Source organism: Roseateles sp. PN1 (assembly GCF_038419725.1).
In the GTDB taxonomy this organism is placed as follows: domain Bacteria; phylum Pseudomonadota; class Gammaproteobacteria; order Burkholderiales; family Burkholderiaceae_C; genus Paucibacter_A.
This window is the reverse complement of sequence record NZ_JBCARA010000005.1, coordinates 333528-352234: the sequence shown is the minus strand read 5'-3', so window position 1 is coordinate 352234 and position 18707 is coordinate 333528. Positions and strand designations below refer to the sequence as shown.

Below are 18707 nucleotides of genomic sequence, written 5' to 3'. Positions count from 1 at the left end.
GCACAGCCAAGCCGGAAGGCTTGGCTCGGCTGCCGAAGGACTTGCCGCGATACCAGCGGCAAGGCTGTCACCAACTGATTAAGCGGGTTCTGCGTGACTGAGAAGGGGCCGAGCAAGCGAAGCTTGCGACGCCTTTCGAAGGCCTGAGCGCGCGACAAGCGGCCAGGCAGACCGCCCGAACGAAGCGAAGTGAGCCGCCCTGCGACGGCTCAAGCTGCCGCGCTGGCGCGTCGCCCGAACATCCCCCAGCCTTCCATGCTCAGCACCTGCTCATCGTGCTGATTGAACACAGCCCAGAGGCTGCGCACCAGGCCGATTTGCGGGCGGCTATTGCTGGGGCGAGCCTCTTGCACGGTCATGCGCACATGCAAGGTGTCGCCGGGGCGCACCGGCTTCAACCAGCGCAGGTTGTCGATCCCGGGTGAGCCTTGGGAGGTGGAGTCGAGCAGGTAGGCGTCACACATCATGCGCATCACCATGGCGCAGGTGTGCCAGCCGCTGACCGACAAGCCCCCCAGCACCGAGGCGTCGGCCGCGGCCTCGTCCAGATGCAGGGGTTGCGGGTCGTAGGCGGCGGCGAAGCGCAGGCCCTCCTCGCGGTCGACGATGCGGCCACCGAACTCAAAAACGCGTCCGGGCGTGAAGTCTTCAAAGGCATAGGTCGGCATGGCCCGAATATAGCCGTAAGCTGAAAGGGCTTCGCTTCGGCAGGGGCGCGCATTTGGGCGTATCGTCGGCGCTCCTTTGATCCCCAGGAATGGAATCTATGAAGCTCTATTACAGCCCCGGCGCCTGCTCCCTGTCTCCCCATATCGCTCTGCGTGAAGCGGGCCTGTCCTTTGAATTGGTGCTGGCCAGCACCAAGACCAAGAAGCTGGCCGACGGCAGCGACTTCTATGCCATCAACTCCAAGGGCTCGGTGCCCGTGCTGGAGTTGGACAATGGCGAGCGCCTGACCGAAGGCCCGGCCATCGTGCAATACATCGCCGATCAAGCCCCCGCCGCCAAGCTGGCGCCGGCCAATGGCAGCTGGCAGCGTTATCGCCTGCAGGAGTGGCTCAACTTCATCACCTCCGAGCTGCACAAGGGCTTCTCGCCCCTGTTTAACCCGGCTACCGGTGAAGAGCACAAGGCCCTGGCGCGCACGCAGCTGGCCAGCAAGTTGGCTTGGGTGAATGCGCAGCTGGAAGGCAAGCAGTACCTGATGGGCGATGAGTTCAGTGTGGCCGACGCTTATCTGTTCGTGGTCAGCAACTGGGGCCAGTATGTTGGCGTGGAAGTCGCTGGCCTGCCGAATCTGGTGGCCCTGCGCGCCCGCGTCGCCGCCCGCCCCGCGGTGGTCGAGGCGATGAAGGCCGAAGGCCTGATCAAGTAAACAAAGGGGGTCGAATCAGGCGGGCACTGGCCCACCTGATCAGCCCTTGGGCCTTCTACGGGCCTCAGCCCTTCTTGGCCGTCAGCAGCGCCTCGCAGGTGGCGCGTTGCTTGTCGGCGGCGTCCACCTTGGGGCAGATGCCGTCGAGCTGGCTGCGCAGGCGCTTGAGCGATGGCTCGTACTGGCCCTTGGCATTCCACTGCGTCAGGCTGGTGCCCACTTTTTGCAGTGAACGCGCGCTGCGCTCGTAGAAGGCGCCCTTGTCCTGCGCGGCTTCGCTGAACAGCTGGGCGGCAGTTTTCTCGATGCGCGCGCTGTCTTGCGGGTTCAGCTCAATCAGGGTGCTGACGTAGTTGGCACCCCATTGCAAGCGCGTGGCCGGGCCTTCGCTCTTGTTGAAGGCCTCTTCAGACCAGCGCAGCGCTTCGTCCTTTTTGCCCAGCTTCTTGGCATTGCTGGCCAGGCCGCTCATCAGGTAGTAGGGCGAATGGCTCTTGGCCAGGCCGGCCTTGAGCAAGGCGTCGCTGTCCTGCCACTGGCCGGCTTGGCCCAGCAGATGGGCGGCCGAGCTGATGACGGCTTGGCGCTCGTAACCGTCGCTGATTTCGCGGTCGGCGCGGGCGGCTTGTTCCTTCACATCCTTCACCAGGCCGGCGTTCAGCTTGGGATAGAGCTCGGTTTTGGGCAGATCCAGGCGGGCCAGGTCAACGCGGGCTTGCAGGGCTTGCAGGCGGTCGGCGCGGGACAAGCTGGTGTCGGCTTCGAAGCGTTTCAGGCTGCTGTCGAACTGGCCCAGCAGCGTCGCGCGTTCCGCCCCTGCTTGCGGGCTCAGGGACTTGACGATGTCGGCCGCGCCATTGCTCAGCACATCGGCCAGGGCACGCGACTCGGCGGGGCTGGCCAAGACCTTGGCCAGGCGGGCGCGTTGCGCCGTCTGGTCCTTCAGCTCGTTCTTGCCGTCATCATTGGCGGACAGTGACTTGAGCCACAAGCGGGTGGCGGTTTCCGGGTCCACCGCCTGGGCTTGGGTGGCCAATTGGGCCAGCAGGGGCGTCACTTCGGCCGCAGGCAAGAGCTGACCCTGGTCGGTTTCCCAGGAGTAAAAGCCCAGCAAGCGCCACTCGTTGACACTGAGCTTTTTGCCGGCGCGGGCGTCGGCCAGCACCGTCTTCACCGGCCGGCCACCGGCCAGGCCTAGCTGCATCACTTTGAGTACCTGTGGGGCGTCAATCTCGCCGGGTAGGCGGGTCAGTTCTTGACCATCGGCGCTGAACAAAATCATCGTCGGGTAGCCGCGCACCTTGAAGCGGTTGCCTAGCTTTTGCGCGCCGGGCGAGTCACCATCGATGTGCACGGCCACGAAGGCGCGGCTTTGCTCGATGAAGTCCTGGCGGTTGAAAAGCGTGGCCTTGAGCTGATTGCAAGGCGGGCACCATTTGGCACCCCAGTACAGCAGCAGCGGCTTGTTGTCGCTGCGGGCTTGGGCAAAAGCGCGCTCGATGTCGGCATCTGCGCTGGCTTGGGCCCAGGCCACGCCGGGCGTTTGCGGCAGGTTGGCATGCGCGGGCAGGGCGGCCGCGCCAAACAGCGCAGCCAAGGCCAGGCAGCTGGCGCGCGAGAGGGAGGACAAGGGCTTGTTGAGCGTCATGGTCATCAATGAGGTGGCGTTGCAGTGGGGACCAGTGGCTAGGTTCTAGCCGCCGAGCCTGGCAAGGGTCACCAGATTTTGCCTGGCGCCTGGGCTGACATTGTGGGGCCAAGCCGGGCCCTTGCCTTAGGCGCAAAGTGCATATGCTTTTGCGCAAGCGTTGAAGAGCGCCCGCTTTGGCGCGTTCAATCGATCGGCGGCTGGCTGTCGATCTGGGCGCCTGCCTTGTTGCTGCTAGCGCTGTTGCTGCTGAACTGCGCCAGCGCGACACCGCCCAAGGTGATGGCGGCGCCCAGCAGCTTGGGCCAAGTGAAGGATTCGCCGCCGGCCAGCCAGGCCGCCAGGCCCGCAAAAGGCGGCATCAGATAGATCAGCGGCGCGCTGCGGGCCACGCCGCGCTGAGCATTGACCCAGCCCCAGGCCAGCCAGCTCAGAAAACCAATGCCTACCACCGCCCAAGCCGCGCCCAGCCAGAGCCAGGCCGGCACCTCGGCCCAGGCGGTTTGCCGGGCGCCCGGCCAGCTGTAGATCAGCAGCGGCAGGGCGGCGGCTAGGCTGGCATAGGCCATTACCGGCACCGCGCCGTGGCGCTGAATCAGCGGTTTGGCGGCCACCGTGTAGTAGGAAAACATGGCCGCCGCCAGCAGCAAGATCAGGTCGCCGCCGCTGGCACGCCAGTTGGCGGCCAGCAGCTTGTCCGACATGAATAACAGCGCGCCGCAGGCCGCCACCGCAATGCCCAGCACTTGGGCGCGCTGCAAACGCTCCAGCCCGAAGGCGCGCAGGATCAGCAGGGTGAACACCGGCCCGCAAGCCAGCATCACCGAGCTGGAAAACGGCGTCGACCAGTCAATGCCGTAGCTGGACAGTGCCAGGTGTAAGCCCTGGCCCAGCAGGCCCAAACGGGCCAGCGCCCAGGCGTCGGCGCGCGACACGCGCGGCCAATGCAGGCCGTAGCGCTGCAACATCAGGCCCGTCACCAGCAGCGGCATCAAGGCAAAGCGCAGGAACAAAAAGCCCTGTGGCCCGAGCGCCGTGAGCAGCGCTTTTTGCAGCGGGAAGTTCAGGCCCCAGGCCAGCACGACCAGCAGGCCGACCAGCAGGGCGTGGCGGGATTCTTGCGGTTTGTTTTCAGTCATTTCTGGCCCCTCTTGCAGCATGGTGCGCGCATAAAAAAGGCCACCCGAAGGTGGCCTTGCTGGCTTCAGAGAAGCAAGACTTATTGCGCCGGCACGAGGTCGTCGCGGTTGATCTGCACCGTGTAAGGCACGACAGAGTCACCCAGCACGAAGACGGTGAACACGGCATTGGCGGTGAAGTTCACGCCGGTCAGTGTCTGCAGCGGCGGGTTGGCCGTGGGCAGAGCGACGTTGACGCGCGAACCGGTCGCCAAGCTGGTCAGCAGCTGCGGTGTGGAGGCAATGCCGGGCAGCACATTGCTGGCCACGCTGGCGAAGTCCACTTGCATGCTGGCACCGGCGGCGGTCGAGACACCGTTCATCAGGCGCACCTTGGTGTAGCCGGCCGTGGAGGGCAGGCGGTTGTCATCGGAAATCACCGACACCACAGGCGCAGCCACCGTGCCCGACACCAGCAAGGTGTAGTCGCCACCGGCGGTCAGGGTCGGGGCAGCCACGGTCACGGGCACGCCGTTGAGCGTCACGGCCAGGGTCGAGGCACCGGCCTTGGTGGTCACGTATTGACCAACCACTGGGGCCAGCGACTGGGTCAACAGGGGCTGGCTGTTCAGCGTCGCGCTGACCGAGGTGCCGGCCGACGAGGCCACGCCGTTGACGGGTGCGGAGGCCGAAGCCACGCCGTTCACCACGCGAGCACGTGCGGACGAGGTCAGGTAGTTCGTGGTGCTGCCTTGCTGCTTGAGCACGATGCCATTGACCAGCTTGCCGCCGGTGGTGGAGGTGGCGATCAGGGTCTGCACGGTGGCCGAGTCCAGCGTCACGCTGGGCAGGTCCAGGCGGATGTCGTTGGGCTTGCCGGTGCCGGTCAGGGTCAGGCGGAAGGCGCCGCTATTGAGCAGGTTGTAGCCGCTGCCGCCAATGATGTTGGTGGCGATGGGCGTGGAGCTGGTCAGCGGGCCGGCGCCGTTGGCAGCGGTGACGTAGAGGTCCAGGGCGCCGGCATCGGCGGCCAGGTTCAACAGCAGCAGCTTGGCCTTGTTGGCATCCGGGTTGGGTTCGGTTTCCTGCAGCAAGGTGGTGCGCACAGCGCCGGCCCAGCCGTAGGCAATGATGGTGTAGTTGCTACTGCCGGCCAGCGTGGGGGTCAGCGAAACGACGGCGCTGCCGTTGCTGCTGTCCAGCACTTGCGAGGCTGTGGCGCCGGTGTCAACGCTGCCATAAGCGCCGACGCCGCCGTAGGCGACCTTGGCGTTGATGTTCTTGCTGTCCACGGAAAGATCCAGCGCCGAGTAGGAGACGCTGGCATTCAGCAATCGGACATTGGTATTGCTGCTGCTGCCACCACCACCGCAAGCGGAGAGAAGGGCGGCGCCGGCTAAGGTCAGGCCAAGCGCCCAGGGTTTGAATCGCATTGAAAAGCTCCGTTGAATGGTGTTGCGCGATTGGGCTCGATCCCTGTTGCCAGGGCGTGTGGCCAATGTTTCGCTCATGTGAAGACACCTGAAGTTGACACCTCACAAGCCTTCATATTACAGGAGGCGGCTCTAAATCATTCCGGAGCGGCGCTGCTAGCATGGCCCGCACCGCCGCTCACCCGCCCAAAGACATGAACTATCCCCATCTGCTCAGCCCCCTGGACCTCGGTTTCACCACCCTGAAGAATCGTGTGCTGATGGGCAGCATGCACACCGGCCTGGAGGATGGGCGCAAGCATTTCGAGCGCATGGCGGTCTATTTCGCCGAGCGTGCGCGTGGCGAAGTCGGCCTGATCGTCACCGGCGGCTATGCCCCCAATATCGAAGGCTGGGCCAAGCCTTTTGCCGGCACCCTGGCCACCAGTGGCGCGGCGCGGCGGCATCAAGTCATCACCCAGGCTGTGCATGCCGAGGGCGGCAAGATTGCGCTGCAAATCCTGCACACCGGGCGTTACGGCTATCAGCCTTTTTGCGTGGCGCCTTCGCGCATCCAGTCGCCGATCTCGCCTTTCACCCCGCGTGAACTGTCGGCGCGTGGCATCGAGCGGCAGATCCGCGCCTTCATCCGCTGCGCCAAGCTGGCCAGGGATGCCGGTTACGACGGCGTGGAGGTGATGGGCTCGGAAGGCTACTTCCTGAACCAATTCCTGGTCACGCATACCAATCAGCGCACTGACGAGTGGGGCGGCAGCTACGCCAACCGCATGCGCATCGTGATCGAAATCCTGACCCGCATGCGCGAAGCGGTGGGGCCGGACTTCATCATCATCTACCGCCTCTCCATGCTGGACCTGATCCCCAACGGCAGCAGCTGGGACGAGGTGGTGGAGCTGGCGCGCGGCGTGGTCAAGGCCGGCGCCACCATCATCAATAGCGGCATCGGCTGGCATGAGGCGCGCATTCCCACCATCGCCACCTCGGTGCCGCGCGCTGGTTTTGCCTGGGTGACCAAGAAGCTGCGTGATCAGCTGCGCGCTGAAGGCATCACCACCCCGCTGATCACCAGCAACCGCATCAACGCACCCGAGGTGGCGGAAAACGTGCTGGCCGAGGGCAGTGCCGATATGGTCAGCATGGCGCGGCCCTTCCTGGCCGACCCGGAATTCGTCAAGAAGGCGCGCCAGAACCGCGCCGACGAAATCAACACCTGCATCGCCTGCAACCAGGCCTGCCTGGACCACACTTTCGCGCAGAAGATCTCGACCTGCCTGGTCAACCCGCGTGCGGCTTACGAGCAGGAGATACAAGTCCTGCCGCTGGACGCCGCCCGCCATCAGCATCGCAAGAACATCGCCGTGGTCGGCGCCGGCCCGGCTGGTTTGGCGGCGGCCACTACTCTGGCCGAACGCGGCCATGAGGTGCATTTGTTTGATGGTGCAGCCGAAATCGGTGGCCAGTTCAATCTGGCCCGGCGTATCCCCGGCAAGGAAGAGTTCAGCGAAACCCTGCGCTACTTTGCCCGCCGCATCCAGGTCACCGGCGTGCAGCTGCATTTGAAGCGCCGCGTCAAAGCCGAAGAGCTGCTGGGTTTCGACGAGGTCATCCTCGCCACCGGCGTGACGCCGCGCGACCCCCGCATCAAAGGCCAGGACGATCCCGCGCTGGCCGCCAAGGTGCACAGTTATATCGACGTGCTGACCGGCAAGGCCCAGGTCGGCCGCCGGGTCGCCATCGTGGGCGCTGGCGGCATCGGCTTCGATGTGGCCGAGTTCCTGGCCGAGCATGCCGGCCAGTCGCTCAGCATGGATGCGCCCGCCTGGCGGCGTGAGTGGGGCGTGGTGGATCCACAGGAGCAGCGCGCCGGCCTCACCCGCCCGCAACCCGCGCCGCCGGCTCGCCAGATCACATTGCTGCAACGCAAGGCCGGCAAGATGGGCGCGGGCTTGGGCAAGACCACCGGCTGGATCCATCGGGCGGCTTTGAAGATGAAGCAGGTGGAGATGGTGGCGGGCGTCAATTACGAAGCCATCACGGCCGAAGGCCTGTGGGTCAGCTACGGCGAAAAGCGCGCCGACACCCAATTGATCGAGGTGGACAGCATCGTGCTGTGCGCGGGCCAGGAGCCCTTGCGTGAGCTCGAAAGTCCCCTGCGTGCGGCAGGCGCCCGAGTGCATCTGATTGGCGGCGCGCTGGAGGCCGGCGAATTAGACGCAAAGCGTGCAATTTTGCAGGGAACACGGCTCGGCTGCAGCCTCTAAGGGCCACCCCGACTCAAGCCCTGCATTGACACTACCGAAACGGGCTCAAAGCATCCGAGGGGGTGCGCTTCCTTCTTGGGCCATCGGTTTGAAGAACGGTGCCAGGTTCCGACCGCAGTCTGCGGCACGGCACGAGCTGGACATCGTCGAAACTTTTTGTGGGTAGGGCATGGGGCAACAAAAATCTGGATGGCTGCGCACGACGCGGGCCCCGGCGCTGCTGGGGCTACCGGGTGTGTTGAGCGCGCTCGGCGCACTGGGTGTGCTCGGCGTGTTTGGCCTCTTGGGTTTCAGCGGCCCGGTCTGGGCGGTGGCTCAGCAGCCGATGGCCGGCCTCAGCGTCTGGGTCTACGGCCTGGGTGTTGGTGCGGCCTTGGTGCTGGCTTTGTTGCTGCGTTTGCTGGTGGTGCTGCGCCAGCGCCTGCGCCGCCGCCGCGCTGAGTTGCATGCCGAGCGGCGTGAGCGCAGCAAGCTCAGCGCCTTGCTCAACGCCATCCCCGACCCGGTGTATTTCCGCGACCAACAAGGCGCGTTTGAGGGCTGCAACCCCGCGTTTGAGCTGTGCACGGGCGTGAGCGAGACGGCCTTGCGCGAGCAGGGCACGCAGCACGACCAGCCCGGGCTGGAGTGGAGCCATCTGCGCGCTGGCGCCGACCTGGCAGAAGCCACGCAACGCGCCCTCAGCTGGACGACCGGGCCGGACGGCCAGCGCATCTGCCTGGACGTGGTGCAAGCCCCGGTGCTGGTGGACGGCGAAAACCTGGGTTCGGTGGGCGTGGCCCGCGACGTCACCCGCTTGCGCGCGGCGATGACGCAGCTGCACCGTGCCGTCACGGTGTTTGAGCATTGCGGCGAAGGCATCATGGTGATGGACGCCGACTTGCTGATCCGCGACGTCAACCCGGCCATGTGCGCTATCACCGGCTATAGCTGCGAAGAGCTGCTGGGCACCATGCCGCAGTACCTGCAAATTGGCGTGCAAAACCCCGAGCTGCTGCGCGAGCTGTGGGCCGAGGTGGAAGCCAAAGGCAAGTGGAGCGGCGAGCTGGTGGAGCGCAACAAGTCCGGCATCGCCGTGCCCTTGTGGGCCACCCTGGTCAGTGTGCCGCCGGCCGAGATGGGCGGCGAGGGCCATTACCTGGCGGTGCTGACCGATATTTCCCGCATCAAGCAGACCGAGGCCGAGCTGCTGCACCAAGAGCTGCATGACCGTCTCACTGGCCTGCCTAATTCCGCCCTGCTGCGGGACCGCATCAACCGCCAGATCGGCGTGGCCGAACGTGAGCGCAGCGGTGTGGCCTTGCTCTATATCGACCTGGACGGCTTCCGCGACGTCAACGATGTCGCCGGCCATGCCGCCGGCGATGCCGTTTTGCAAGAAGCCGCGGCTCGTTTTGTGAATGTGCTGCGCGCCAGCGATTCCGTCGCCCGCGTGGGTTCGGATGAGTTTGTGGTCTTGCTCTCGGGCCTGGTGGACGAAGAAACGGCGATGCGCCTGGGCGAGCGCCTGATCGACGCGATGAGCGAGCCGGTGCAAGTCAATCTGGGTGAGCAAACGCAGCGCTTCAATCTTGGCGCCAGCATCGGCCTGGCTTTGTACCCGACCGACGGCAACGATGTTGACGATTTGCTGCGCAATGCCGAAGCGGCCATGTGCCGGGCCAAGGTGCATGCGCGCAACTCGGTGCAGGCCTACCGCCCTGAACTCACCGCCGCCGTGCGCCTGCGCTTTGAGCTGACCCATGCCCTGCGCCATGCCAATGAGCTGGCGCAGTTCCGCCTGGAATACCAACCGCAGGTGCGCTTGTCAGACGGCGTGCTCATCGGGGCCGAGGCGCTGCTGCGCTGGCGCCACCCCAGCCGCGGCGCCATCTCGCCGCTGGAGTTCATTCCCCTGGCCGAGGACACCGGCCTGATCGTCCCGATTGGCCGCTGGGTGCTGGAAACCGCCTGCGCCCAAGCTGCAGCCTGGCATGGCGTGCCGGGCAAGCCGCAGCAAGTGGCGGTGAATGTGTCGGCCCGGCAATTGCGCCAGCCCGACTTTGTGGCCATGGTGGACAGCGTGCTGGCCCGCAGCGGCTGCCCGCCTCATGCCCTGGAACTGGAAGTGACCGAGAGCCTGCTGCTGGAAGATGCCGAAGGCGCCATCGAGCTGCTGGGCGCGTTGACCCAGCGCGGCGTGCGTGTGGCGATTGACGACTTCGGCACCGGCTACAGCTCCTTGTCCTATCTGCGCCGCATGCCGGTGCAGACGCTCAAGATTGACCGCAGCTTCGTCAGCGAGCTGGGCAGTGGCGACGCCAACGTCGCGGCGATTGCCCGCACTGTCATCGTGCTGGCGCGCAGCTTGAATCTGGATGTGCTGGCCGAGGGCGTGGAAACCGCCGAGCAAGCCGCCTGGCTGCAGCGCGAAGGCTGTGACTGGGCACAGGGCTGGTTCTTCGGCCGGCCCATGGCCGCAGCGGATTTCAGCTACACGGTCACCCCGGTGGCCGTCAGCGGCGTTGAGGCTGAGATGGATTTACTGCCTGCCTGAATGCAGGTGGGCGCTGCTCGCTAGCGCCGTGGCGGCGCAAGCTGAAGGTCCTCAGACCAGTTTGGGTAGCAGGCTCAGGGTCGGCTCCAGGCCCAGATGCAGCAGGTCGGCGATGTCTTTGACGTCTTGCGCCAGCGCCGGGTGATAGAGCCCGCCGGGCGTGTTCAGCTGCTCCACAGGCAGGTGCATCAAAGCCTTGAGGCTGGGATCTTTGCGGGTGTGGCGCGCCAGCCGTATGGCCAGGCTCACGCAGCGCACCTGGGCGCGCTTGGCATGGTCGTCATCGGTCAGCTGGGCCAGCACATCGGGCAGGTGCCAGGCCTTGATCAGCGCCAGGCGCAGCTCCAGCAAATCGATGCCCAAAACCATGCGGCAGGCCTGGCGGGTGCGCAGACCCGGCGTGGTCGCCTGCAAGGTGTCGATCTGCTGGGCCAAGGTGGGCGCATGCAGCCACATCATCATTTCCACGAAGTGATGCAGCAAGGCGGCCTCGTGGATCAGCGGTGCATTGGGGTCGTCCAGCTGGGTGGCAAAGCCATGGGCAAAGCGCGCGGCGCGGTGGCCCAGGTCCAGCACCCGGTCCAGGCCGCTCATGGCTTCCATCCGCTCGGCCAGCCAGTTCTCGGCGCAGGGCAAGTTGGTGAATGAGCGGAAGAAGGGCGTGATGCCCATCAGGATCAGCGTCTCCAGCGAGGACACGCTTTTCGGGTCGGCCGGGTTGCGGCCCTTCAGATTCTTAGCCCCCGCGTGCCGCAGCAAGCGCAGCAGCATCAGCGGGTCGTTATTGATCAGGGCGGCCAGATCATTCATGTCCACCGTGTCTTCGTCCAGCGCCAAGGCGTCGATTTGCTCGGCGGTGGTGGCCAAGACCGGCATCTCGATGGCGCGAAAGTAGTCCACCCAGGCCGTTAGGCTGGACTTGGGCTTTTCGAGAAACAGCGGGCTGAGGGGAATTGATGGCTCCATGGCGCGAACGCTACGCTCTGCAATGAGTTGCGTCTAGCTGAGTCATCGGCCGCGGCTTAGAAAACTGAAGCCGCGGCACCCCGATATGGACCCACACGGCCCGGCACGGCGCCGGGCCTGTGCTCAGCGCTGCGTCTGCGCCGGCGTCAGCGGCGCCTTCTTGGCCGGCGCTTGCTGCTGCATCATCCGGCTGACCATGGCCACCGGCGCGCTGCCGTAGCTGAGGAATTCCTCGTGGAAGGCCTTCAGATTGAAGCGATCGCCCTTAGCCGCCTTGAGCTGATCGCGCAGCGCCAGAATTTCCGAGAAGCCGGCGAAGTAACTGCTCAGCTGCACAGAGCTGACCTGGGCGCGATGCCACTTCTCGGTCGCCTCTGTGTGCGACTGGAAGGCCTCGCCCTCCAGCAGCTGCAGGCCCTGCGCCTCGCTCATGCCCAGCACATGCACCGAGTAGTCCAGGATGGCATTGCAAACCACGCGCAGATTCCACTTGGCATACATCAGGCCCATCTCGGGGCTGGGCTTGCCGTCCACCTGGCCCCAACCGCTCTCCATCATCATGCGTTCCGAGTAAACCGCCCAGCCTTCCACCATGGCGCCGTTGCCGAACAAGGCCTTGACCTTGGAGGGCGATTTGTTCGAGTACAGCAGCTGCACGTAATGGCCGGGAATGGCTTCGTGGATGCTCAGGATCTGCAGCACCCAATGGTTGTACTCACGCAGATAGGACTCGGTCTTCTCGGGCTTGCCCACGGGGTCCAGCGGGTCCACGTTGTAGTAGGTCACGCCCTGCGGATCCAGCGGGCCGGGCGCGCTGATCGAGGCACCCGCCAGCCCGCGCATAAAGGCCGGGGTCTCGCGCACCTGCAGTGGCTTGCTGGGGTCCAGGGTCAGCAGATCATGCTTGACCACCCAGTCCGCCAGGGCCGGGATCTGCGCGCGGATGTCGTCGAAGTAGCCTTCCGCCGAAACATGCCGCTCCGACAGCTTGTTGATCACCCGCGCGATCTTGCTCAGGCGCTCGGCCGGCGGGGCCTCACCGGGGAAGAGGCTGGGCCATAGGCCATCGGCCAGCTCGCTCATGCGGGCGTGCAGGGCGGCTTTTTGGTCGAGCGCGCGCTGGTACAGCGTCGGCGCGTCCACCGAGGCCTGAATCTCGTAGCGGAACTTCTCGTTGAAGGCCTCGCGGCCGATGCGCCAGCTGCGGCCGCTGCCGTCGGCGGTTTGGCGGGCGTCGATCTGCTCCAGCGCCTTGATGAAACCTTGGGTGGATTGCAAGGCCACATCGCGCAGCTTGAGCACGCGCTGGCGGCTGGCGGCGTCCAGCTTGGCGCTGTCCAGCAGGGCCGGGATGTCTTGGGTGAACAACTCCAGCCCGCCCTTGTTCTGCTGGATGGCCATTTGCAGCAGCGGCGCGGCCGGCGCCTTGATTTGCTGCAGGGCGGCGCGGTAGTAGGCAGGCACCTGGCGCAGGCGCTGCTCCACCAGCTTGACGCGCTGGGCCGGCGTGAACTCGCCCTTGTTGAGCAGGTCGCTGAAGCCACCGGCCACGTTGTAGCCGGTCGGGTCCCAGACATCGCTGCGGAACTGCTGCAGCGTCCAGCGCATACCTTGCAGATGGTTGTCCAACAAGGCCAGATCACCCAGCTGCCCGGCATTCAGGCTGAGCTTGGCCGGCAGGGCCTGCAGGCGCGCCAGCCATTGCTCGCAAAAGCGGATCTGCGCCAGGCGCGCGGCCTCGGTGGGCGCGGGCAGGCGGGCGGCGGCCTGGTAGTGGCCGGCGGCCACAGCCGCGTCGGGCAGCAGCTGCCAGTAGGCCTTCAGAAAGGCATCCACTTCCGCATCGAAAGCCTGCGCTTCACGCGCCGCATCGGCCTCGGTCTTGGCCACTTTGGCCTTGTAATCACGGGCGGCTTGCGCCTCGGGCGTTTTCACCGGCGCGGCCAGGCTGGCTGGGCTCAAAAAGCTGCCGCTCAGGCCCAAAAGCAGGGCGGCGAAACTGGCCCGGTTGAAAGGGATCAGGGCGGGGCGGGCGGGCGAGGCGGAGATGAGCGGCTTGTGCATGGGTGTGGCTGGGCCTGGTGGCTGGGGATAGGGCGAGATTCTGCGCCATGCGTTTGCGACATCAGCTGCCTGAGCGGCTTGAGCGGCGTATGGTTTTCCCGCTGAGGCCAGTTTCGCGCTCCGCGCAGACCTGTTCAGTGACCGCCCATCCATCCACTCACCAGCCCCCGCGTGCGCCCTGCGCCGGCCCTGTGCGGGGACCGTATGGCTTGTCACATGCCCTCACGTAGCATGACGCCATGCTTTCTTCTGTCTCTTCCGCCACCACCGCACCCTTTTCCATATGGCCTTGGCTGACCCGCCTGGGCGAAGCGCAAATCCTTTTGCCGCTGGTGCTGGTGGCATGCCTGTGGCTGTGGCGGACGAGTGAGCGAAGCGGCCGTGATGAAGCCCAGCCGGGCGCCCAGGCCCCTTTCACCCAGCTGGCTCCCGTGGCCCGCCGCTGGCTGTTCTGGCTGGGCGCCGCCGCTGCGCTGACCACGCTCAGCAAGCTGGCCTTCATCGGCTGGGGTCTTGGCATTGAGGCGTTGGACTTCACCGGTATCTCCGGCCACGCCATGTTTGCCTCCGCCGTGCTGCCCATGCTGGCCTGGACCCTGGTGCGCGGGCGCAGCCTGCGCGTGCAGCGTGGCGCCGTGGCGCTGGCTTTTGTACTGGCCGCTTTGATTGCCTATTCGCGCCTGAAGGTCGGGGCGCACTCCTCCGTTGAAGCCTGGGCCGGCATGCTGCTGGGTAGTGGCGCCAGCCTCTTGAGCCTGCCGCGGCGCATGCGCGTCCCCTCATCATCAGCATCTGCCCTGGGCCAGCGCCCACCGGCGTGGCTGCCGGCCGGCGTGGTGGCGGCCTTGCTGCTCTTGCCCATCGGCGCGCCGCCCTCGCGCAGCCATGATCTGGTCACCCAACTCGCCTTGCAGCTCTCGGGCCAGCAGCGGCCGTTTCAGCGTTTGCAGCTGAAGCTGCACTTGCCAGCGCATCAACAACAGTTGCCGGGGGAAATGCAGCAACAGCAACAAGCGCCGCAGCCGGGTATTGCCCATGGGGTGACGGCGCCTGTTTAGCGCCGAGGGTTTGGCAAGCCTGCAAATTCAAGACCTGACCCCCCAGGTTTTGTGCCCCGCAAGGTTCACAAGGTTCTAAAGTCGTCGACATGGCCCCTCTTCAATTGAGAAGGTAGGAACTCATGACTCAGCTTGTCCGCCCCAAACCCATTCCCAGTGCGATCGCGCTTGGATTGACCTTGTTGATCTGGTTTGTGATCCCTGTGCCAGAGAGTGTCAGCCCCGAAGCTTGGCATTTGCTGGCGCTGTTTGCCGGCACGATTGCCGCCATCATTGGCAAGGCGCTGCCCATCGGCGCGGTTTCAATGATTGCGATCGCGTTGGTGGCGATCACGCAAGTCACCCGCCCGGGTTCGCCCGATGGCGCGATTGCAGATGCCTTGAGCGGGTTTTCTAACGCCTTGATTTGGCTGATTGCGATTGCCGTGATGATTGCGGTGGCGCTGACGAAAACCGGCCTGGGCACCCGCATCGGCTATCACTTCATCTCGCTGTTCGGCAAGAAAACCATCGGCATTGCCTATGGCCTGGTCTTGTCCGAACTGGTGATTGCACCGGTAACGCCCAGCAATACGGCGCGCGGCGGGGCCATCATTCACCCCATCATGAAGTCGATTGCGGATGGCTTCAAGTCGAGCCCTGATCTGGGCACTCAAAACAAGTTGGGGCGCTATTTGGCCCTGGTCAACTACAACGCCAACCCCATCACCTCCGCCATGTTCATCACGGCGACCGCACCCAATCCATTGATTGTGGATTTGATCGCCAAGGGCACGGGCGCCGCCATCGAGATCAGCTGGGGCCAATGGGCGCTGGCCGCCTTGCTGCCCGGCTTGTGCATGTTGCTGCTGATGCCTTTGGTGCTGTTCTGGCTCTATCCGCCCGAGATCAAAAACACCCCCGATGCCAAACCCATGGCCGAGGCTGAATTGCGCAAGCTAGGGCCCATGAAGCAGGCCGAATACATCACCCTGGCGGTGTTGGCGCTGATGCTGGCGATGTGGGCGGGCGTGCCCGAGTTGCTGTTTGGCCCCGCGATGGAGGTCAATGCCACCACCACCGCGGTGATCGGCCTGTCATGCTTGCTGCTCACCGGGGTGCTGACTTGGGAAGACATTCTTAAAGCCAAGAGCGCCTGGGACACCTTGATCTGGTTTGCAGCCCTGGTCATGATGGCCACCTTCTTGGGCAAGCTCGGCTTGATCGCCTGGTTCTCGGTCTCGATCCAGCAAGGCATCAGTCACCTGGGCTTGAGCTGGTTGGGGGCGACCGCGATCTTGGTCTTGGTCTATTTCTACTCCCACTATTTCTTCGCCAGCACCACGGCGCACATCACCGCCATGTTCGGTGCCTTCTTCGCCGCCGGTTTGGCCCTGGGCGCGCCGCCCATGCCGCTGGCCTTGCTCTTGGCGTTTTCTTCCTCGCTGATGATGTCGCTCACGCATTACGGCACCGGCACTGCGCCGATCATTTTCGGCTCCGGCTACACCACGCTGAATGAATGGTGGGGCGCCGGGGCGGTGATGAGCGTTGTCAACTTGCTGGTGCTGGTCGTGGTGGGCACGGCTTGGTGGCGCGTGCTGGGATACATCTAAGCTGCCAATCAGGCGGAGCCTGCCGGGTGCGTTGCTGCCCTTCATAATTCGCGCCCGATCCCCGCTTGCTCGCGTTGCCGACCTTTCATCATGGATAAATTTTTGCTGCAGCAGCAGGTGCTGGAACGGCTTGCTGAAGACCTGCTGCAAGTCGAGCAGGCCGCGCGGGCGGCCCATGAAACGGCGACTCACGAAGAAAACATCGCCGAAAACAAGTACGACACCTTGGGGCTCGAAGCCGCCTACTTGGCCACCGGCCAAGCGCGTCGCGCCGAAGCCATCCGCCAGGCGATAGTCAATTGGCAGCAATTCCGCCCAAGCCCCTACGACGCCAGCAAAGGGATACAGCTCGGCGCGCTGGTCTGCCTGGTCGATGCCGACGACAAGCAGCAACAGATCTTCCTCGGCCCGGATGGCGGCAGCATGAAGTTGCTCAGCGGCCCTCAGCCCGTTCAGGTCATCAGCAGCGAAGCCCCTTTGGGCAAGGCCATGCTGGGTAAATGCGAGGGTGATGAGGTGGCGATACAGATCGCTGCAAACCGACAGCAGTTTGAGGTGCTGCGGGTTTATTGAGCCGTAAGCAAATTCGTGCCGGATTGATCAGAAACTAATCGCCTCAATCCGTTTGGGACGCTCTGCGCAACTTCTGGCGAGCTATGCGACGTTCGTTCGTGTTCTCGGCATCGCGCGCATCAATTGATTTCGCGGGCACTGACCTTGTGGCAGGTCATTGCCTAGAGTTGCCCGCGCCCTGCGGGCTGCAGCATCTGCCAATGGTTTGGGAGGCCGTCAAATTCAAGACCGGATTCTCAAGGTGGTGTTGGTGCGGCGACTGAATTTGGCTTCGGCAATGACCAACTCGCGAGGCTCATGGCGGCCCAATCAGGGCGGAAACGTCGCCGTTGCGAAAGGCCGCTTCCATTTCCGCAGCCATGGACAGTATTTTTTGTTGCTCTGTTTCGGTGAAGTGGCTTGACAACGACTCATATGAGTCATCGCATACCCCCCCAGTAAAGCATCGCAGCAGAAGCCGAATATCCTTCGACTCCATTCCTAAACGAGAAGTAGCGCGCATCTCGGCGATGTCAAAAGCGGCAGAGGATGCTTCCCTCGATAAGTTAAGGGATGGCTTGTTTAATACCAGATTGCCCAAAATATAGTTTTTCCCTGCAGTAATCTGCCCTTGTCGCGCTAGCTCCTCCAAGGCGGCCCTGTTTTCCAGCTTTGACTTTGTCATGGAGACATCCAAAGTATTAATCGCGGAAATGTACTGGCTTGCAAAATTGTCGCCCTCTGGCGGTTCAGCAAGTGCTACTAAAGTTTCTCCGGGAACTTGGCTGCAGTAAATTATCAATCGGTCCCTTGCTTTGAGTCGCATTTGATAATTGGTGCTACTGGTAGCCTTCGATAGCGGATCTGAGGCAGGGGAGCGTAGCGCATTCAGTGCTGCGCACGGGCGGAGTAAACGTAGCCCTGCTCCGAATGTACCCAACTGCTTAGACTCTCTGAGCGCAGCCACTTCGCGATACGCATCTGAACTGGCGAAACCTTCAAACCAGCCTGCTTTTGTTGCTTGCGTTCGCCTGTTGTCTTTGTCTACGGTGATAGTTTCTTTCGGTATCTCTGCTGCTGCAGTCGCAGTTTGCGCGGGGACCTCAGTCGTGGGGTTTGTTGGGACTGAGCTGTCGTGAGAGGGTGAGATGCTCTTTATCTCTTCGGGTGAATATATAAATATCACGGCGATCACCAGCGCCAATAGGAAAAAAGAGAGGCCGACGATTCTGAACTTAACCATTCTGATTTTTGTGGAGGTGAATTATTGAGTTCAGAATTCAAACATGGACTTAGACTATTGCCATCTGTCAGGGCTGACAGGGCTAGTAGATCATTCCACCCGCAAGGTGGCGCCTCTCGTCGTTGATCCTCTCCGCTTTCCGACGGTGAATTTGTGAGGGGGGCTGCGTGACCGTATTGAGAGCGGTGCAAATGCTTTGGCGCGTAGCCGTCGGCCGGCCTAGCTGTTTACACGTCTAGATTGTTCCGAACCCTATTGGCACCTGGGCGCCCACGGCAAGCCCATGGCGTTCTACAGCCCATTGTTCCGTTGCGCTCCCAGTAATTAAAACGGCAACGCCGTCGTACTCTTGACTTCCTCCATCACGGCATAAGTCCGCGTTTCCCGCACCCCGGGCAGAGTCCAGATCACGCTGCCGATGAATTGGCGGTAGGCGTTCATATCGGACACCCGGGTTTTAAGCAGATAGTCAAAGCCGCCTGCCACCAGGTGGCATTCCAGGATTTCAGGGCGGGCTTGTACGGCTGCCTTGAAGTTGTCCATCACGTCCTGTACCGTGCGGTCGAGCAAGATCTCGATGAAGACGAGCATGCCGGCGCCTAGTTTCTCGGGGTTCAAGCGCGCTTCGTAGCCCAGGATGAAGCCGTCGCGGGTGAGGCGTTTGACGCGCTCCAGCACGGCGGTGGGTGAGAGGTGCACCGCCTCGGCGAGCTTGAGGTTGGAGATGCGGCCGTCGGCCTGCAGGGCGCGCAGGATGCGGGCGTCGATCTTGTCGAGTTGTGTTTCGTCGGCCATGCTGGATTTTCCACCGCCGAACGCGTTTAGTTGCGAATTTAATTCAGGGCCAACCCTCATAAA

14 protein-coding genes are annotated in these 18707 nt (G+C 63.8%); 6 read left to right on the top strand and 8 right to left on the bottom strand.

Going from position 1 to position 18707, the window contains the following annotated elements; genetic code table 11:
• Positions 1 to 209: 209 nt before the first annotated feature.
• Positions 210 to 668 carry a MaoC family dehydratase gene (locus AABB87_RS10925; protein WP_341971264.1) on the bottom strand — a complete coding sequence of 153 codons (459 nt, stop codon included), beginning with the start codon at positions 666 to 668 and terminating at the stop codon, positions 210 to 212.
• 98 nt (positions 669 to 766) lie between these two features.
• On the opposite strand from AABB87_RS10925, the gene gstA reads away from it, so the two are divergent.
• On the top strand, positions 767 to 1375 hold the full coding sequence (gene gstA, locus AABB87_RS10920) for a glutathione transferase GstA (RefSeq protein ID WP_341971263.1): 609 nt from the start codon (positions 767 to 769) through the stop codon (positions 1373 to 1375).
• A 64-nt stretch (positions 1376 to 1439) separates the two neighbouring features.
• On the opposite strand, the gene AABB87_RS10915 is transcribed toward gstA, so the two are convergent.
• The 3 genes from AABB87_RS10915 to AABB87_RS10905 form a co-directional block, all read right to left on the bottom strand.
• Positions 1440 to 3023: a thioredoxin family protein gene (locus AABB87_RS10915; protein ID WP_341971262.1), complete on the bottom strand. Its 1584-nt coding sequence runs from the start codon at positions 3021 to 3023 to the stop codon at positions 1440 to 1442.
• Between the two features lie 185 nt (positions 3024 to 3208).
• Positions 3209 to 4162: a DMT family transporter gene (locus AABB87_RS10910; RefSeq protein WP_341971261.1), complete on the bottom strand. Its 954-nt coding sequence runs from the start codon at positions 4160 to 4162 to the stop codon at positions 3209 to 3211.
• A gap of 80 nt (positions 4163 to 4242) precedes the next feature.
• The gene (locus AABB87_RS10905; RefSeq protein WP_341971260.1) at positions 4243 to 5574 is read right to left on the bottom strand and encodes a DUF4397 domain-containing protein; all 1332 of its coding nucleotides are present in this window, start codon (positions 5572 to 5574) and stop codon (positions 4243 to 4245) included.
• Positions 5575 to 5768: 194 nt separating this feature from the next.
• On the opposite strand from AABB87_RS10905, the gene AABB87_RS10900 reads away from it, so the two are divergent.
• Positions 5769 to 7835 (top strand): NADPH-dependent 2,4-dienoyl-CoA reductase, encoded by a 2067-nt coding sequence (locus AABB87_RS10900; RefSeq protein ID WP_156422246.1) that lies wholly within the window; start codon positions 5769 to 5771, stop codon positions 7833 to 7835.
• 169 nt (positions 7836 to 8004) lie between these two features.
• Positions 8005 to 10371, top strand: a complete 2367-nt coding sequence (locus tag AABB87_RS10895; protein ID WP_341971259.1) for a putative bifunctional diguanylate cyclase/phosphodiesterase — start codon at positions 8005 to 8007, stop codon at positions 10369 to 10371.
• A gap of 51 nt (positions 10372 to 10422) precedes the next feature.
• Here the strand turns inward: AABB87_RS10895 and AABB87_RS10890 are convergent, their stop codons facing one another.
• Both AABB87_RS10890 and AABB87_RS10885 read right to left on the bottom strand, forming a co-directional pair.
• Entirely contained in the window at positions 10423 to 11337 is a 915-nt protein-coding gene (locus AABB87_RS10890) for an HDOD domain-containing protein (protein ID WP_058721400.1), read from the bottom strand.
• A 123-nt stretch (positions 11338 to 11460) separates the two neighbouring features.
• A complete protein-coding gene (locus AABB87_RS10885; RefSeq protein WP_341971257.1) occupies positions 11461 to 13401 on the bottom strand; it encodes a DUF885 family protein in 1941 nt (646 codons plus the stop codon).
• A 239-nt stretch (positions 13402 to 13640) separates the two neighbouring features.
• Between AABB87_RS10885 and AABB87_RS10880 the strand changes: the two genes are divergently transcribed.
• From AABB87_RS10880 to AABB87_RS10870, 3 genes are all read left to right on the top strand, one after another.
• A complete protein-coding gene (locus tag AABB87_RS10880; RefSeq protein WP_341971256.1) occupies positions 13641 to 14459 on the top strand; it encodes a hypothetical protein in 819 nt (272 codons plus the stop codon).
• A gap of 122 nt (positions 14460 to 14581) precedes the next feature.
• On the top strand, positions 14582 to 16054 hold the full coding sequence (locus AABB87_RS10875) for a DASS family sodium-coupled anion symporter (protein ID WP_341971255.1): 1473 nt from the start codon (positions 14582 to 14584) through the stop codon (positions 16052 to 16054).
• Between the two features lie 90 nt (positions 16055 to 16144).
• Positions 16145 to 16627: a GreA/GreB family elongation factor gene (locus tag AABB87_RS10870; RefSeq protein ID WP_341971254.1), complete on the top strand. Its 483-nt coding sequence runs from the start codon at positions 16145 to 16147 to the stop codon at positions 16625 to 16627.
• A 295-nt stretch (positions 16628 to 16922) separates the two neighbouring features.
• On the opposite strand, the gene AABB87_RS10865 is transcribed toward AABB87_RS10870, so the two are convergent.
• On the bottom strand, positions 16923 to 17849 hold the full coding sequence (locus tag AABB87_RS10865) for a hypothetical protein (RefSeq protein ID WP_341971253.1): 927 nt from the start codon (positions 17847 to 17849) through the stop codon (positions 16923 to 16925).
• 324 nt (positions 17850 to 18173) lie between these two features.
• On the bottom strand, positions 18174 to 18644 hold the full coding sequence (locus AABB87_RS10860) for an Lrp/AsnC ligand binding domain-containing protein (RefSeq protein WP_341971252.1): 471 nt from the start codon (positions 18642 to 18644) through the stop codon (positions 18174 to 18176).
• Positions 18645 to 18707 lie beyond the last annotated feature (63 nt).

Excerpts from the sequence above, each read along its gene's own strand:
- AABB87_RS10910 (WP_341971261.1), bottom strand. The coding sequence starts at position 4,162 with ATGACTGAAAACAAACCGCAAGAATCCCGCCACGCCCTGCTGGTCGGC.
- AABB87_RS10890 (WP_058721400.1), bottom strand. The coding sequence starts at position 11,337 with ATGGAGCCATCAATTCCCCTCAGCCCGCTGTTTCTCGAAAAGCCCAAG.
- AABB87_RS10925 (WP_341971264.1), bottom strand. The coding sequence starts at position 668 with ATGCCGACCTATGCCTTTGAAGACTTCACGCCCGGACGCGTTTTTGAG.
- AABB87_RS10895 (WP_341971259.1), top strand. The coding sequence starts at position 8,005 with ATGGGGCAACAAAAATCTGGATGGCTGCGCACGACGCGGGCCCCGGCG.
- AABB87_RS10870 (WP_341971254.1), top strand. The coding sequence starts at position 16,145 with ATGGATAAATTTTTGCTGCAGCAGCAGGTGCTGGAACGGCTTGCTGAA.
- AABB87_RS10865 (WP_341971253.1), bottom strand. The coding sequence starts at position 17,849 with ATGGTTAAGTTCAGAATCGTCGGCCTCTCTTTTTTCCTATTGGCGCTG.
- AABB87_RS10860 (WP_341971252.1), bottom strand. The coding sequence starts at position 18,644 with ATGGCCGACGAAACACAACTCGACAAGATCGACGCCCGCATCCTGCGC.
- AABB87_RS10875 (WP_341971255.1), top strand. The coding sequence starts at position 14,582 with ATGACTCAGCTTGTCCGCCCCAAACCCATTCCCAGTGCGATCGCGCTT.
- AABB87_RS10880 (WP_341971256.1), top strand. The coding sequence starts at position 13,641 with ATGCTTTCTTCTGTCTCTTCCGCCACCACCGCACCCTTTTCCATATGG.
- gstA (WP_341971263.1), top strand. The coding sequence starts at position 767 with ATGAAGCTCTATTACAGCCCCGGCGCCTGCTCCCTGTCTCCCCATATC.
- AABB87_RS10885 (WP_341971257.1), bottom strand. The coding sequence starts at position 13,401 with ATGCACAAGCCGCTCATCTCCGCCTCGCCCGCCCGCCCCGCCCTGATC.
- AABB87_RS10915 (WP_341971262.1), bottom strand. The coding sequence starts at position 3,023 with ATGACGCTCAACAAGCCCTTGTCCTCCCTCTCGCGCGCCAGCTGCCTG.
- AABB87_RS10905 (WP_341971260.1), bottom strand. The coding sequence starts at position 5,574 with ATGCGATTCAAACCCTGGGCGCTTGGCCTGACCTTAGCCGGCGCCGCC.
- AABB87_RS10900 (WP_156422246.1), top strand. The coding sequence starts at position 5,769 with ATGAACTATCCCCATCTGCTCAGCCCCCTGGACCTCGGTTTCACCACC.